At 67.7% G+C, this 14,144-nt stretch carries 12 protein-coding genes; 5 read left to right on the top strand and 7 right to left on the bottom strand.

Features of this window, described 5'->3' with window-relative positions:
* Positions 1–1,140, top strand: a 1,140-nt coding sequence (locus L286_RS26140) for an FtsX-like permease family protein (RefSeq protein ID WP_031292986.1), incomplete at its 5' end; no start/stop codon positions are given.
* Between the two features lie 59 nt (positions 1,141–1,199).
* Here L286_RS26140 and L286_RS26135 read toward each other — a convergent pair.
* The 7 genes from L286_RS26135 to L286_RS26105 all read right to left on the bottom strand — a co-directional run bounded on the left by L286_RS26135 (position 1,200) and on the right by L286_RS26105 (position 10,142).
* Positions 1,200–2,927 carry an ATP-binding protein gene (locus tag L286_RS26135; protein WP_007688151.1) on the bottom strand — a complete coding sequence of 576 codons (1,728 nt, stop codon included), beginning with the start codon at positions 2,925–2,927 and terminating at the stop codon, positions 1,200–1,202.
* Positions 2,924–3,502 (bottom strand): YfiR family protein, encoded by a 579-nt coding sequence (locus L286_RS26130; protein ID WP_020818353.1) that lies wholly within the window; start codon positions 3,500–3,502, stop codon positions 2,924–2,926. Before L286_RS26130 ends, L286_RS26135 begins: the two co-directional genes overlap by 4 nt.
* Positions 3,490–5,400, bottom strand: coding sequence for a TonB-dependent receptor plug domain-containing protein (locus L286_RS26125; protein WP_020818352.1), 1,911 nt, complete (start codon positions 5,398–5,400; stop codon positions 3,490–3,492). The genes L286_RS26130 and L286_RS26125 overlap by 13 nt, the downstream gene beginning before the upstream one ends.
* A gap of 172 nt (positions 5,401–5,572) precedes the next feature.
* Positions 5,573–7,585, bottom strand: coding sequence for a hybrid sensor histidine kinase/response regulator (locus L286_RS26120; protein ID WP_020818351.1), 2,013 nt, complete (start codon positions 7,583–7,585; stop codon positions 5,573–5,575).
* Entirely contained in the window at positions 7,582–9,072 is a 1,491-nt protein-coding gene (locus L286_RS26115) for an ATPase domain-containing protein (protein ID WP_020818350.1), read from the bottom strand. Before L286_RS26115 ends, L286_RS26120 begins: the two co-directional genes overlap by 4 nt.
* A 105-nt stretch (positions 9,073–9,177) precedes the next feature.
* Positions 9,178–9,375: a hypothetical protein gene (locus L286_RS26110; protein ID WP_020818349.1), complete on the bottom strand. Its 198-nt coding sequence runs from the start codon at positions 9,373–9,375 to the stop codon at positions 9,178–9,180.
* 56 nt (positions 9,376–9,431) lie between these two features.
* The gene (locus tag L286_RS26105) at positions 9,432–10,142 is read right to left on the bottom strand and encodes a Crp/Fnr family transcriptional regulator (RefSeq protein WP_020818348.1); all 711 of its coding nucleotides are present in this window, start codon (positions 10,140–10,142) and stop codon (positions 9,432–9,434) included.
* 120 nt (positions 10,143–10,262) lie between these two features.
* On the opposite strand from L286_RS26105, the gene L286_RS26100 reads away from it, so the two are divergent.
* The 4 genes from L286_RS26100 (at position 10,263) to L286_RS26085 (ending at position 14,090) form a co-directional block, all read left to right on the top strand.
* Positions 10,263–10,742 (top strand): pyridoxamine 5'-phosphate oxidase family protein, encoded by a 480-nt coding sequence (locus tag L286_RS26100; protein WP_025161077.1) that lies wholly within the window; start codon positions 10,263–10,265, stop codon positions 10,740–10,742.
* Positions 10,743–11,011: 269 nt separating this feature from the next.
* Entirely contained in the window at positions 11,012–11,665 is a 654-nt protein-coding gene (locus tag L286_RS26095; protein WP_238559282.1) for an HAD-IA family hydrolase, read from the top strand.
* Positions 11,666–11,770: 105 nt separating this feature from the next.
* Entirely contained in the window at positions 11,771–12,496 is a 726-nt protein-coding gene (locus L286_RS26090; RefSeq protein WP_013053680.1) for a GntR family transcriptional regulator, read from the top strand.
* Between the two features lie 223 nt (positions 12,497–12,719).
* Positions 12,720–14,090, top strand: a complete 1,371-nt coding sequence (locus tag L286_RS26085; protein WP_020818345.1) for an amidohydrolase family protein — start codon at positions 12,720–12,722, stop codon at positions 14,088–14,090.
* The last annotated feature ends 54 nt before the right edge of the window (positions 14,091–14,144 follow it).

Raw genomic sequence — 14,144 nt, 5'->3', positions numbered from 1 at the left:
TTGGCGCGGCTGGCGGTGGCCAATCTGCACCGGCCCGGCGCGCAGACGTCGGCGCTGGTGGTGGCGCTGGGGCTGGGGCTGACCCTGTTCGTGACGCTGGCGGCGATCCAGTCGAGCCTGAGCGCCGAAATCCGCAACACCGTGCCCCGGACCGCGCCGGACCAGTTCGTGCTGGACATTCCCATCGCCGCCAAGGATCGCTTCCTTGCCCTCGTCGGACAAGAGGCGCCGGGGGCGAAGGTCAATATGGTGCCGACCCTGCGCGGCACCATCGTCGCCTATGGCGGGCAGCGGGTGGCGGACCTGAAGCAATTGCCCGAAGGGGCGTGGTTCCTGCGCGGGGAGCGCGGCGTCACCTATAGCGACGCGCTGCCCGAAGGATCGGAACTGGTGAAGGGGCGGTGGTGGCCCCGCGACTATGCCGGGCCGCCGCTGGTCTCGCTCGACCGGGAGGCGGCGGAGGTGATGGGCGTCGGCGTCGGCGACATGCTGACCGTGTCGGTGCTGGGGCGGGAGATGGAGGCGCGCATCGCATCGCTGCGGCAGGTGAATTGGGAGACGATGGGGTTCAACTACATCATGGTCTTTTCCCCCAACGCGCTGCGCGGCGCGCCGCACAGCCTGTCCGCGACGATCACGATGAAGGGCGCGTCGGAAGGGGCGATGGCGCGGACGCTGCTGGCGGCCTTCCCCTCCATATCGATCATAGCGGTGGGGGAGGTGGTGGCGCAGGTCACGGTGCTGCTGGGGCAGATGTCGACCGCCATCGTGCTGGCGGGATCGGTCGCGATTCTGGCGGGGATCGCCGTGCTGATCGGCGCCATCGCGGCGTCGCGGCAGGCGCGGGCCTATGACAGCGTGATATTGAAGACGCTGGGCGCGACCCGCTGGCAGATATTGGGGGCGCAGGGGATCGAATATGCGCTGCTGGCCGGGGTGCTGGCGCTGGTGGCGCTGGGGCTGGGGCTGGCGGCGGGGTGGTTCGTGATCGTGCGGATATTCGAATTCCACTGGGCGCCGGACTGGCTGCTGGTGCTGTCGACGCTGGGCGCGGGGGCGGTGCTGACGCTGGGGATCGGGCTGCTGGGGTCGATCCCGCTGATGTCGGTGCGGCCGGCGCGGGCGCTGCGGGCGCTCTGAACCTTGGCTTGGGTCGTGTTCCTGCCTGCGCAGGAACAAGGTTCAAATGACGACAAGCTCTATGCCCTGTGCCCGCCGGCGCGGTCCAGCGCCGCCATCAGGTGGACGGACAGATCCTGTATCGTGAAGGGCTTGGCCAGCAGCGGCACGCCCTCCTTCGCGGCGGAGGCCGCCGCCGCGCTGTAGCCTGTCATCAGCATCGTGCCCAGATGCGGCCAGTGCGTCCGGACCCGGAGCGCCAGTTCCATGCCGCCGACCTCGCCCGGCATGATCATGTCGGACAGGATCAGGGAGAAATCGTCCGCCCGCTCCAGCCGGCGCAGCGCCGCGTCGCCATTGTCGACCCGCTCCATCTCATAGCCCAGCGTCGTCAGCATGCCGCCCACCGTGTCGGCCACCGTGTCGTCATCCTCGACCAGCAGGATGCGCTGCTTGCCGGAGGCGCCGACCGGCTCGACCGGCCCGTCGCCCGGCCGGGGGGCGAGCAGGGATCGCGGCAGCAGCAGGGTGATGGTCGTCCCCCGGTCGACGATGCTGTCGACCAGCACCTCCCCGCCGGAAGCGCGCGCGAAGCCGTAGACCTGGCTGAGGCCAAGGCCCGTGCCCTGTCCCACCGCCTTGGTCGTGTAGAAGGGTTCGAATATCTTGTTGAGCAGTTCAGGCGCGATGCCCTCTCCGCTGTCCGTCACCGCGATCTGCACCCGGTCGGGCAGGCCGCCATGGCCCGGGCGGTTCGCGCCCTCTATGACGATGGCGCCGCCCTTGCGCATGGCGTCGCGGGCGTTGAGGGCGATGTTGAGGATCGCCACCTCCAGTTCCGACGCGTCGACCTCCACCGGCCAGAGGTCGGCGGGCAGATGCATGGCCACCTCTATGCTTTCGCCCAGCGATCGTTCGAGCAGCGCGTCCATGCCCCTGATCCGCTCCCGCAGGTCGACGACTTCGGGATTGAGCGGGGTGCGGCGGGAAAAGGCGAGCAGTTGCCGCGTCAGCTTCGCGCCCCGGTCCAGCGCCTGGCGTATTCCGGCGCGCAGCTTCTCCAGCCTGGCGGCGTCCTGGGTGCGTTCCATGAGGTCGAGGCCGCCGGAAGCGACCATCAGCAGATTGTTGAAGTCATGCGCGACGCCGCCAGTCAACTGGCCCATCGCCTCCATCTTCTGCGACTGGCGCAGCGCCTCTTCGGCCTGCTGGCGGCTGGCGATCTCTGCCTGCAAGGCCTGATGCGCGCGGCGCAGCGACGAATAGGAGGCGGCGAGCATCACGATCAGCACCGCCGCCGCGATGACGATGACCGCGATGCCCAGATAGCGGGTCAGGCGGCGCGACAGGCTGTCCATGGTCGATTGCAGATAGACCGAGCCAAGCTGCGTGCCGCCCTGCTTCACCGGGACCGTGACGGCAAGGCCCGACGGCGGCGAATCCCGGCCCGCCTCCGCCGCCAGCCTGGGCAGCCGGGCGGGAGGGCGCGCGAAGCCGGCGGCGAAGGCGCCCTTGCCGTCATAGGCGGCGACCGCGACGATCTGCGGATCGGCCTTCAGCGCGTTCAGATATTCCTGGAGCGCGACATCGTCCTCGAACGCCAGCGGCGCGGCGATCCCGTTGGCCAGCACCTGCGCCTGGACCGTCGTCTGCCGCAGCTTTTCGACCCGGCCGAGCTGTTCGAGCTGGATGGCGGCGGCCAGCCCCGCGGCGAGCAGCAGGAAGGCGATCAGGACCGCGGACAGGGGCGTCGCCATCTGCCCGACGACCTTGCCCAGGCTGAGCCTGCCTTGGGTCGCCGGCTTCATTTCCGGTCCACCGCGATGGCAAGGCCCAGCAATTTGGAACTGATCTTGAGGCCGTTGGCGCGGGCCGCCTTGTCGTCGATCTGGAACCGCACCCGCCCGTTCCGCCGCACGAATTCGATCATCGCGCCGCTGGGACCGGCGCCCTTGTCCGCGACCGTCAGCACCGGCTGGCCGCCCGTGGTCGCGAAGGGCGCATAGCCGGGGTCGGCCGAGCGGCCGGCGAACAGGATGTGGCAGCCGGCCGGACCCGCCTCGCCGCCGGTCCGCCGCACCACCACCGGGCGGCCGACCATCTTCTGCCCGCGCACCACATCGTTGAGCATGGCGCCGAACGGATCCTCCCCAACCACGCAGATCACGAAATTCCTTTCCGTCCCTGAAAATGCTGCCGGGGGCCATTCCACGAAGGGCGCGAACTTGAACAGGAAATTCGCCTGGATCGCGCGTTCCAGCGCGGCGGGCGAATTGGCCGGCACCGGCGCCGGAACGAGGAGCGCGACCGCCGCGAGACAGGACAGCGCGGCCCGGCGTCCTCGTTGCCCGCGCCTGCCGCGCCAGGGGCTCAGATCGTCCATTTGAGCGCCACGAACACGCTGCGGCGAAGCGGCGTCGCCTGCGAGGCGGGAAGCTCCCGGTGGCGGCGGTGCAGCAGGTTGAAGCCCGACACCGACAATTCGGCGCGCTCGTCGAACTGCCAGCCCAGCCTTGCGCCCAGTTCCACATAGCCCGGCACATGCGGGTCGGGCAGGGCGGACACGTAGCGCAGGTCGAAATCGACATTCACCTCCGGCCCGATGTCCATGGAGGAGCGCAGCGTGGCGCGGTGCCTGGGATCGTTGCCGACCTGCGACACGCCGATCAGGGGCACCGAATCCGGCTTGAAGCGGAACTTCTGGATCAGCAGGCTGTAGCCGGGCTTGAGCCGCCACCAGCTTGCCAGCCGGATGTCGGCCCAGGCATCGAAGCCATAGCTGTCGCCCTTTATCCCATTGCCCCAGCGCAGCGGCAGGAACCCGCCCGGCGCCGGCTCCACCGTCCGCAGGTCGTCATAGACATTGTAGAAGGTCGAGACCGAAAGCGACGCGCGGGGCGAGAGCATCAGCCGCGTGCCCAGTTCGAAGGCGGTCAGCTTTTCGGAGCGGAAGCCGGGAAGGGCGGTCAGGAAGACGGTGCCCCCGATGGATTCGACCACATCCTCGTCAAAGGGGGTGGGCGAACGGACGGCGCGGGAAACCGCGCCCCACAGCAGGGTTGCGGGGTCGGGCTTCCAGGACAGGCGAACGCTGGGCAGGAAGGTGAGGTCCATATAGCTGCGCCGCTCCAGCTTGGCCCCGACCGTGGCCGTGACGGACGGCGTCAGGGCGATGCTGTCCTGCGCGAACAGATTGCCGACGAAAAGGTTTCGCCGGTCGGGCACGAAGTCCAGGCCGGGAATGTTGCGGATCACATAGCGGCTGAGGCGCGCGCCGCCGCCCCAGACGATGTTGTGGCCGGAGCCGAGCGCGAAGCTGTGCTGCCCCTCCACGTCGAAGGTGTCGAGCGCGAAGCGGCCGCCGTCATTCTCGATCTTGCGGGCGCTGTGATCGTAATAGGCCTGGAGCTGGAGCGTGGCCCCGGACGCCGCGCCATGGCGCCAGCGGGCAAGCAGGTCGTAGCCGTGCAGGCTCTCGTCCGGCGCGGCCCCCTGCGAGCGGGAACCGTAATAGCCGTCCCCCTGCACCATCAGCGCGTCGTCGGGCGTCGCGTTCCAGTCGAAGCGGAAGCCGCCCTGGGTCCGGCGATTGCCGTCGTCCGCGTCGTTCGCGCTCTCGAAATTCTCGTGCCGCTTCACGAACAGGCGGTAGCTGGCGTTGCCGCCGGCATGGCCGCCATAGCGCAACCCCAGGTCATAGGTGCTGTTGCCGACCACGCCCGTGCCGTACAGGCCCTGGGAGGCCCCCGCGTCGCGGGTGATGATGTTGATCACGCCGTTGACCGCGTTGGACCCCCACAGCGTGGCGCCGGGGCCGGAAATCACCTCTATGCGGTCGACATCCTCCGGCAAAATGTCCTGCATGTCCCAATAGACGCCGGAATAGAGCGGCGAATAGACGCTGCGGCCGTCGATCAGCACCAGCAGCTTGTTGGAGAAACTCTGCGCGGCGTCATTGCCGCCCATCCCCCGGGCGGCAATGACCGTATTGTTGGGGCCGCCGCGCATGACCTGCAGATTGGGCGCGAGCCGGAGAATGCCCGGCAGCGTCAGCGTGCCCGAACGGACGATGTCGTCATGGGTGATGACGTAGATCGACGCCGGGGAATCGGCCAGCGACGCCGTCGACCGGGTGACGGAGGTGACGTCCAGCTTCGACAGGGCGGCGATCGGCATGTCGCGCAATTCTTCCAGGCTCTGCGCCTGGGCGGCGGTGCAGCATAGGGATAGAAGGCCCACGGCCACTCCGCCGAACGCCGCGCCGCCAAAAGCCCATGCCATTCCCATTATCCCCCCGCGCTGCCCATTGCGCTTGCCCCCGACGCGAGGCCTGATGCGATGATCCCCCGCGCGCCGCGGAGTCGTTACGCGGCCGCGCCGGAAAAGTTCCACGCCAACCCCTGCAATTCCTTGCGCAATCCGCCTTGAACGCGCTGCCGGAGCCATCCCGCCGTCACAGCGCGGCAAGGCTCTTGGCCAAATCGATCTGCTTGAAAGGCTTGGTCAGCCGCGGCAGTTCCGCCGAAATCCCGGCATTTTCGGCATAGCCCGAAATCAGCAGCGCCCGGATCGCGGGCTTGAGCACCCGTGCCTGCTCGATCAGGTCGGTGCCGGTCGTGCCCGGCATCAGATGATCGGTGACCAGCACGTCGATGTCCGGCTCGGCCTTCATGATCGCCAGCGCATGTTCGGCGGAACTGGCCTCCAGCACGTCATATCCCAGTTCGCGCAGCATATGCACGGTGCTGGCGCGCACCAGTTCCTCATCGTCCACCACCAGCGCCATGCCATGGTCCAGCTTCACGGGCGCGGTGTCCGGCCCGGCCGCGTCCCTTCCCGCCTCGATCTCGCTGGTCGGCAGCCAGAGGCTGATCGTCGTGCCCTGGCCCACGGCGCTTTCGATGGTGAGGCCCCCGCCCAGTTGCGCGGCCAGGCCGTGCACCATCGACAGGCCAAGGCCGGTCCCCTGGCCCACGCCCTTGGTCGTGAAGAAGGGTTCTATCGCCTTTTCGGCGGTCTGCTGGTCCATGCCGATGCCGGTGTCGGCCACCGACAGGCGGACATAGCGTCCCTCCCGCAGGCGCAGCCGGTTGTCGGCCGCCATGCTGTCGCATGTCACGCCGATGCGAAGCTGTCCGCCATCGGGCATGGCGTCGCGCGCATTCACCGCCAGGTTCAGCAACGCCATTTCGATCTGGTTGGCGTCGGCATGGGCGGCCGGCAGGCCTTCCGCCACCGCCAGTTCGACCTGCACCCGCGGGCCGGACGTGCTGACGATCAGGTCGCGCATGTCCCGCACCAGCCCGCCTATGTCGATGGCGGTGGGTTGCAGCGGTTGCCGCCGCGCGAAGGCGAGCAGCCTTTGCACCAGCATCTTCGCCCGGTCGGCGGATTGCAGTGCGCCCTCGATCAGCCGCCGCTCCCGATCCGTGCCCAGGCCGCGGCGGTGGAGCAGGTCGAGGCTGCCGACGATCGGCGTCAGCAGGTTGTTGAAATCATGGGCGACGCCGCCGGTCAACTGGCCCATGGACTCCAGCTTCTGCGACTGGCGCAGCGCCTCCTGCGCCAGTTCCAGTTCATGCGACCGCTGCTGCACGCGTTCCTCCAGCGTCTCGTTGAGCGCGCGCAGCCGCTCCTCGCTCCGGCGCAGCGCCGCCTCCATGCGGCGGCGTTCGGTGATGTCGTTGAACAGCACGGCGACCTGGGGCGCTTTGGGATCGCCCACGCGAAAGGCGTAGACATCGTACCAATAGCCGCCCAGCGCCTCTGCCGCGTCCTCGAAGCGGACGGCCTCGCCGGTGCGGGCCACCTGGCCGTAAATGTCGAACCAATGCTGTTCATGCCCCGGCACCAGCGATCGCATGCTCTTTCCCACCGCGTCGCTGAGGCCGGTATGGCGCGCGAAGGCGGGATTGGTTTCGATGAAGCGATAGTCGACCGGCTTCCCCGCATCGTCGAAGATCATCTCTATGATGCAGAAGCCCGCCTCGATCGAATCGAACAGGGATCGATATTTCTCCGCGCCGCGATGCAGTTCATCCAGCCTTGCGCGGGCGTCATATTGCCGGCGGCGGCCGCGCAGCGCCGACCGGGCGAGGCTGATCAGCGTGGTGGGGTGGAAGGGCCGCTCCAGGAAATTGACGTTGCCCAGCATCTCCAGATAGCGGGACGCCGACGGGTTGCGCTCCAGCCCGCCGCCGCGCCGGGTCAGCAGGATGAAGGGGAAGTCCGACCATTCCGGCTGGTTCTGCAACCAGCCGACCAGGGGATACAGGTCGCGATTGTGCAGCGCCTCCTCCGTCACCAGCGCGAAGCCGGCGCCGTTGTCGATGCCGCCCAGCAGGTCGGGAAGGTCCCGGCAGACATGCGAGCGCAATCCCGCCTCCGCCAGCATCGATGCCGCGATCTCCGCATCGCGCCCGATCGGAGCGAGAATGAGCGCCCGTTCGGACAGGTGCGGGATCACGCCTCCTCGTCTTCCAGCAGCGCGGGCGCGCCGCCGACGAAATGCGGCACGCCGCGCAGCACGCCCTGGAAGCCGATCAGCGGTTCGCCCAGGCGGATGCCGTAGGAACCGATGCGGAACTCCCGGATCGTGTCCTCATGCGATCCGGTGCGCTTCTTGATGATCGACATGGCGCGGCGTACCCGGCCCAGCGCCTCGAAATAGCGCAGCAGGATGACCGTGTCGGCCAGATAGGTGACGTCGACCGGCGTCTTCATGTCGCCCACCAGTCCATGCTGCGCGACGGTGAGGAAGGTGGTGGCCCCCTGCCGGTTCAGATATTGCAGCAGTTCATGCATGTGCAGGACCAGCGCATTCTCCTCCGGCATGGCGGACTGATAGCCGTTCAGGCTGTCGATGACGACGGTCCTCACCCCATATCGTTCCACGCAGTTGCGCACCCGCTGGGAAAATTCGCCGGGGGACAGTTCGGCCGCGTCCACCTGCTCGACGATCAGGTCGCCGCTGTCGGCCATGGCCCGCATGTCGATGCCCAGGCCCAGGGCGCGGCTGAAAAGCAGGCCCATCTCCTCGTCGAAGACGAACATCGCCGCCTTTTCCCCGCGCGCGACCGCCGCCGTGACGAAGGTGAGGGCGAGCAGCGACTTGCCCGTGCCCGCCGGGCCCAGCACGAGCACGCTCGAACCGCGCTCTATCCCCCCGCCCAGCAGGGCGTCGAGTTCGGTGGACTCGCTTTTCAGCACGTCGCGCTGGAAATCGGTCTTGTGTTCGGCCGACACCAGCCGGGGGAAGACGCGGACGCCGCCCCTTTCGATGACGAAATCGTGGAAGCCGCCGCGAAAATGCCGGCCGCGATATTTGATGACGCGCATCCGGCGGCGCTCCGGGCCGTAGTCGAGCGACAGCTCCTCCAGCCGGATGACGCCATGGGCGACGCTGTGCACTGTCTTGTCCGCGACCTCGGCCGTCAGGTCGTCCAGCATCAGCACGGTCGCATTCTGTTTCGAGAAGAAATGCTTGAGCGCCAGGATCTGGCGGCGGTAGCGCAGCGAGCTTTGCGCCAGCAGGCGGATTTCCGACAGGCTGTCCAGCACCACCCGGTCCGGCCGGACCCGTTCGAACGCGTCGAAGATGCGGCGGGTGGTCTCGCCCAGTTCCAGGTCCGACGAATAGAGCAGGCTTTGCTGCTGCTGCTCGTCCAGCAGGCTTTCGGGAGGGACCAGTTCGAACAGGTCCACCCCCTCCAGCGTCCAGCCGTGCGACGCGGCGCTTTCGCGCATCTCTTCCTCGGTTTCGGACAGGGTGATGTAGAGGCAGCGTTCGCCGCGCCTCGCGCCCTCGATCAGGAACTGCGTCGCTATGGTGGTCTTGCCCGTGCCCGGACTGCCTTCCAGCAGGAACACGCGGCCGCGGGTCAGCCCGCCGGAAAGAATGTCGTCCAGGCCATCCACGCCCGCCAGGGCCTGTTTGGTCGAATAGGTCTCCACGTCATCTCCCTTTCAGAGCAGGAGCATCGGCGATTACCACGAGAAGCGGCGGCCCTGAATGTGTCGCAGATTGATTTCGATCAAGTCCCGCCGGTCCGATGCGGCTCATGGGCCGGGCGCGCCCCGCGCGCTATCGTCGATCTGTTGCCGCGCCTCCGCCGCGGCGCGGATCAGTTCGTTCCCCGTCTCTTCCGCCGCATCGGGCGTCATGCTGATGGCGACGCCGTCGGGACCGTCCAGCATCACCTGTCCTTCCTCGGCATAGGCCTTGCCGGATTCATCGAAAACGCCGTCTCGGGTCATGGATTCTCCTCTTCCGTTCGGGTGCAAAGGACGCTTTGCGGGCGGATGCGGTTCCCTCAGCCGCCGATGAACAGATAGGACGGGTCGTAATCGCACAGCCGCCGCAGGGCGGCGAGGTCGAAGATGGTGACCCGCCCGCGCTGGACCTGGAGCAGTTCCCGTTCGCGGAGTTCCCGCAGCATGCGGTTGATGTGCACCGACGTCATGCCGCAGGCCTCGCCCAGGTCCGCCTGGGTCAGCGGCAGCGCGAACCGGCTGCCGTCGCTCAGCCCCACGGCGCGCAGCTTCGCCTCGATCTCGCAGAAGAAATGCGCGATCCGCGCCATGGCGTCCAGCCGGCCAAGGCGGAATATCCATTCCCGGTGCATGGCCGCGTCCAGCAGCGTGCTGAACCACAGCAGCTTCGTCAGATTGGGCCGCTGCGCCAGCAGGCCGTCCAGCGCCTCATGCGGGACCATGGCGATCCGGGAGGCGCATAGGGTCGCGACATCATGGTCCAGCCGCCCCAGCGGATAGCCGTGCAGGTCGACGAAATCGCCGGGGACATGGACAGCGACGAGCTGGCGCAGGCCGTTGCGGTCGTCCATGTAGCGGCAGATGAACCCTTCCATCAGATAGGTGCTGTACGCGATCGGCTCGCCCGCCTGGGCGATAAGCTGGCGCGCCTGGGTCTTGCGCACCTGGCTGACGCTGGCCTCCAGCGCCGCGAGATCGCGCTCCGACAGCTGCTCGCGGCGACGGTTGCGGAGGAAATCGGCGAAGATCATGGGTGGACAACGCCTGGACGGCCGATCGGCTTCATCCCGTCGAGCATGGCGGCCGTCGAGCATGGCGGACCCTTCGCGCCTGCCGTTCGTATAGCCGGTTCCATAAATCAGGAGACGATCATGACCGATGCGCGAAAGCTGAAGGACCATCTGTGGGATCGGATGGCCGACAGCCCCTTCATGATGCTGGGCCTGACGGGCAGCGGACAGCATAGCGAGCCGCTCACCGTCCAATTGGACGAGGACCAGGTGGACAGGCTGTGGTTCTTCATCGGCAAGGACAACCGCCTGGCCGGCGGCGGCGCGGCGATGGGGCAGTTCGTTTCCAAGGGGCACGACTTCTTCGCCTGCTTCGCGGGCCAAGCGCGCATCGAAAATGATCCCGCGATGATCGACAAGCTGTGGTCGACCACGGTCGAAGCCTGGTTCCCCGGCGGCAAGTCGGACCCCAATCTGGCCCTGTTGCGCTTCGACATCGACGAGGCGGAATTGTGGGAGGCGGACGTGTCCCTGACCGGCAAGCTGAAGATGCTGTTCGGCGGCAAGATCCGTCCGGGCGAGGAAGGCAGTCACGCCAGGGTCGAGACGACGGCGAAGTGACCCGCCGGTCCGGCGGCGCGCCGGCGGATCGAAACGGACGTGCGTTTCGATCCGCCCCTGTGTAGGAGGCATGGTGCGGGCCCCGACCCGCCCCTAGGCTGTATCGACATTCAGCCCTGACGGCCTGCAAATGACGCTTTTCCGTGCTTCCGGTGCTCACCTACTTTGAGTAGGCTGCGCGCCGGGTCACGGAAAACCACCATTTTCGGCTCGCCATCTTCTGAATGTCGATACAGCCTGAAGGCCTTTTCGCAGGGATGACGACGCTGATGGAACACAGGTCCGTGGATGCTGTGCTGCTGGACATGGACGGCACGATCCTGAATTCGATCAAGGCGGCGGAACGCGTCTGGGGTGAATGGGCGCTGCGCCATGGGCTGGATGTCGACACCTTCCTGCCGACCGTCCATGGCGTTCAGTCGGTGGAGACGATCAGGCGGCTGGGGCTGCCCGGCGTCGATCCGGTGGCGGAGGCGGCGCTCGTCACCCAGGCGGAGATCGACGCGGTCGAGGGGATAGAGGCCATTGAGGGCGCGGCGGCGTTCCTGGCCGCGCTGGCCGATTGCCGCTGGGCCGTCGTCACCTCCGCCCCGCGCCGGCTTGCCCAGCGCCGCATCCGGGCGGCGGGCCTGCCCGCACCGCCGCTGCTGATCGCGGCGGAGGACGTGGAACGCGGCAAGCCCGCGCCGGACTGCTTCCATCTGGCGGCCGAGCGCCTGGGGACGAGGGCGGACCGTTGCCTGGTGATCGAGGATTCGGTCGCCGGCATCATGGCGGCGGAACGCGCCGGTGCGAGCATCCTGGTCGTCGCCGCGACCCACCACCGGCCGATGGAGACGCGCCATCCCGTCATCATCGACTATCGCGGCCTGGGCGCGACGCCGGATTCCGGCGGGGCCGTGCGCATCGGGCCGATGGGCTGAGACCGTGACGATTTCCCTCGGGCCGCCCTGCCTTTGCAAGAACGCCATCGCCATTGCGACGAAAATATCCTATATGTTCCGTATCCGACCCTATAAGCGGCGATCATGTCCGACCTGCACAATATGTCACAGCCTGCCAGCGCCATCGGTCCCGCAGCGCGCGCCGCTTCCGGCCCGACGCTGGTGGAGCGCGCCTATGAGCATCTTCTCTCCATGCTGATGACGGTGAAGATCGCGCCGGGCGAACGCATCCCCATCGATACCGTGGCGCGGCAGCTCGGCATTTCGCAGACCCCGATTCGCGAGGCGCTGAGCCAGTTGGAGGCGGAGAAGCTGGTCTACAAGACCACCAATGTCGGCTACCGCGCCAGCCCGCAGATGACGCCGGAGGAGGTGCATGACCTCTACACGCTGCGCCTGCTGATCGAACCCTATGCCGCCGCCCGCGCCGCCGAGCAGATGGACGACGAGACGCTCTCCATCCTCCAGTCGATCCAGGCGGACATGGACGCGGTCGTCGAGCGCGACGAGCAGGCCTATGCCCGCTTCGCGGAGGCGGACGCGCTGCTCCATCGGCTGATCGCCAAGGGCAGCGGCAACCGCCTGATCGAGGAGACGATCGAGCGGCTGCACGCGCATCTCCAGATCTTCCGATCGCTCTACCAGAACAGCGCCCAGCCCAATGCGCCCGAAGTGGCGGCGCGGGAGCATCAGGCGATCATCGCCGCCCTGCTGGCGCACGATCCCGTCGCGGCGGAACAGTCGGTGCGCGACCATCTGACCTGTTCTCAGCAGCGGATGGACCGGGCGAACGGCACGTCGCCCCGCTGACGGCCATGGCCGCCTGAAGCGCGAACCCGCCGGCCGGGGACGGGCGGGCCATGGCGCTCGCGTCCTTGGCACCGGCTTTCGGAACGATGCGCGGCGCGGGCCGCCCGACCGTTCGACAAGGTGGGAAAGGCCCTTGACGCGCCTGCGGCAACCACTTACCACGGGCTTACCAGATCATATAGGATATGAAATAGGTCTGGAGAGGATGGATATGCGGTCAGCCATGAAAGCCGGTTTTTCACTTGTCAGCCTGACGGTCGCGATGCTCGCCGGACTTCCGGCGACGGCGATGGCCGAAACCACGGTGCTGCGCGACTTCACGCTGATCGACGGCACCGGAAAGGCACCCGCGGCGAACCAGGCGCTGGTCATGACGGACGGGCGGATCAAATGGGTCGGGCCGGTCGCGAAGCTCAAGGCGCCGGCGGGCGCGAAGGTCGAAAGGCTGAAGGGCAAATATCTGATGCCCGGCCTGATCGACAGCCATGTCCATCTGGGGCTGGTCGACGGCATCACCCAGAACCTGCAATATCAGACGCCGGAAAATATCGAGAAGCAGCTCCGCACCTACGCCGCCTATGGCGTCACCACCGTCCAGACGCTGGGGACGGAAAAGGACATGATCTTCCCGATCCAGCAGCGGCGCAAGGGCCGCGCGGCGATGTCGCGGGTCTATACCGTGGGGCAGGGCGTGGTCTTCAAGGGCAGCTATGGCGGCGTCGCCGGCCTCGACCAGTCGGTCGCCACGCCCGAAGAGGCGCGGGCGATGGTGGACAGGGAGGCGGCCAAGGGCGCTGACCTCATCAAGCTGTGGGTCGACGACGAATTCGGCATGCTGGAGGAACGCATGCCGCCCCCGATCAGCAGCGCCGTGATCGACCAGGCGCACAAGGACGGGAAGAAGGCCGTCGCGCATATCTTCTATTATTCCAACGCCGCCGAACTGACGCGGGAAGGCGTGGACGCCTTCGCCCATTCCGTGCGTGACCGCGCCGTTGACGACGCGCTGCTGGGCCAGATGAAGGCCAGGGGCGTGTGGCAGATGGCCGCGACGCTGAGCCGCGAGGCGTCCTTCACCTACAAGACGCTGCCCTTCCTGGACGATCCCTTCTTCGCGCGGGGGGTGACGCCCGCCGTGCTGAAGGAACTGGCCAGTCCGGAGCGGGCGGCGAAGCTGGGCGCGGCGCCCAACTTCCCCAAATATGCGCCCACCCTGCAATATGCGATGGACAATTTCGCGGCGGAGGCGAAGGCGGGCATCCGATATGGCATGGGCACGGACAGCGGCCCGACGGCGCGCTTCCCCGGCTATTTCGCGCATTGGGAACTGGAACTGATGGTGAAGGCCGGGGTGACGCCGATGCAGGCGATCACCGCGGCGACCAGCGCCAATGCGGAATTCATGGGGGCCAGGGACATCGGCACGGTCGCGCCGGGCAAATGGGCCGACCTGCTGGTGCTGGACCGCGATCCCACCGCGGACATCCGCAACACCCGCGCCATCGACGCCGTCTATATCGCCGGCAACAAGGTGCCGACCATCTGGCAGACCTGCACCGGCCGCGCCGCCGATGCCTGCGGACCCCGCCCGTGACCGGCGAGGCAAACGTCGCGGAACCGCGCGGCGCCGCCGCCGGAGCCGGCGCGG

The organism is Sphingobium sp. HDIP04 (assembly GCF_000445085.1).
Classification (GTDB): Bacteria; Pseudomonadota; Alphaproteobacteria; order Sphingomonadales; family Sphingomonadaceae; genus Sphingobium; species Sphingobium indicum.
Note: the sequence above shows the minus strand (reverse complement) of the source record. Positions and strands in the feature narration are given on the sequence as shown.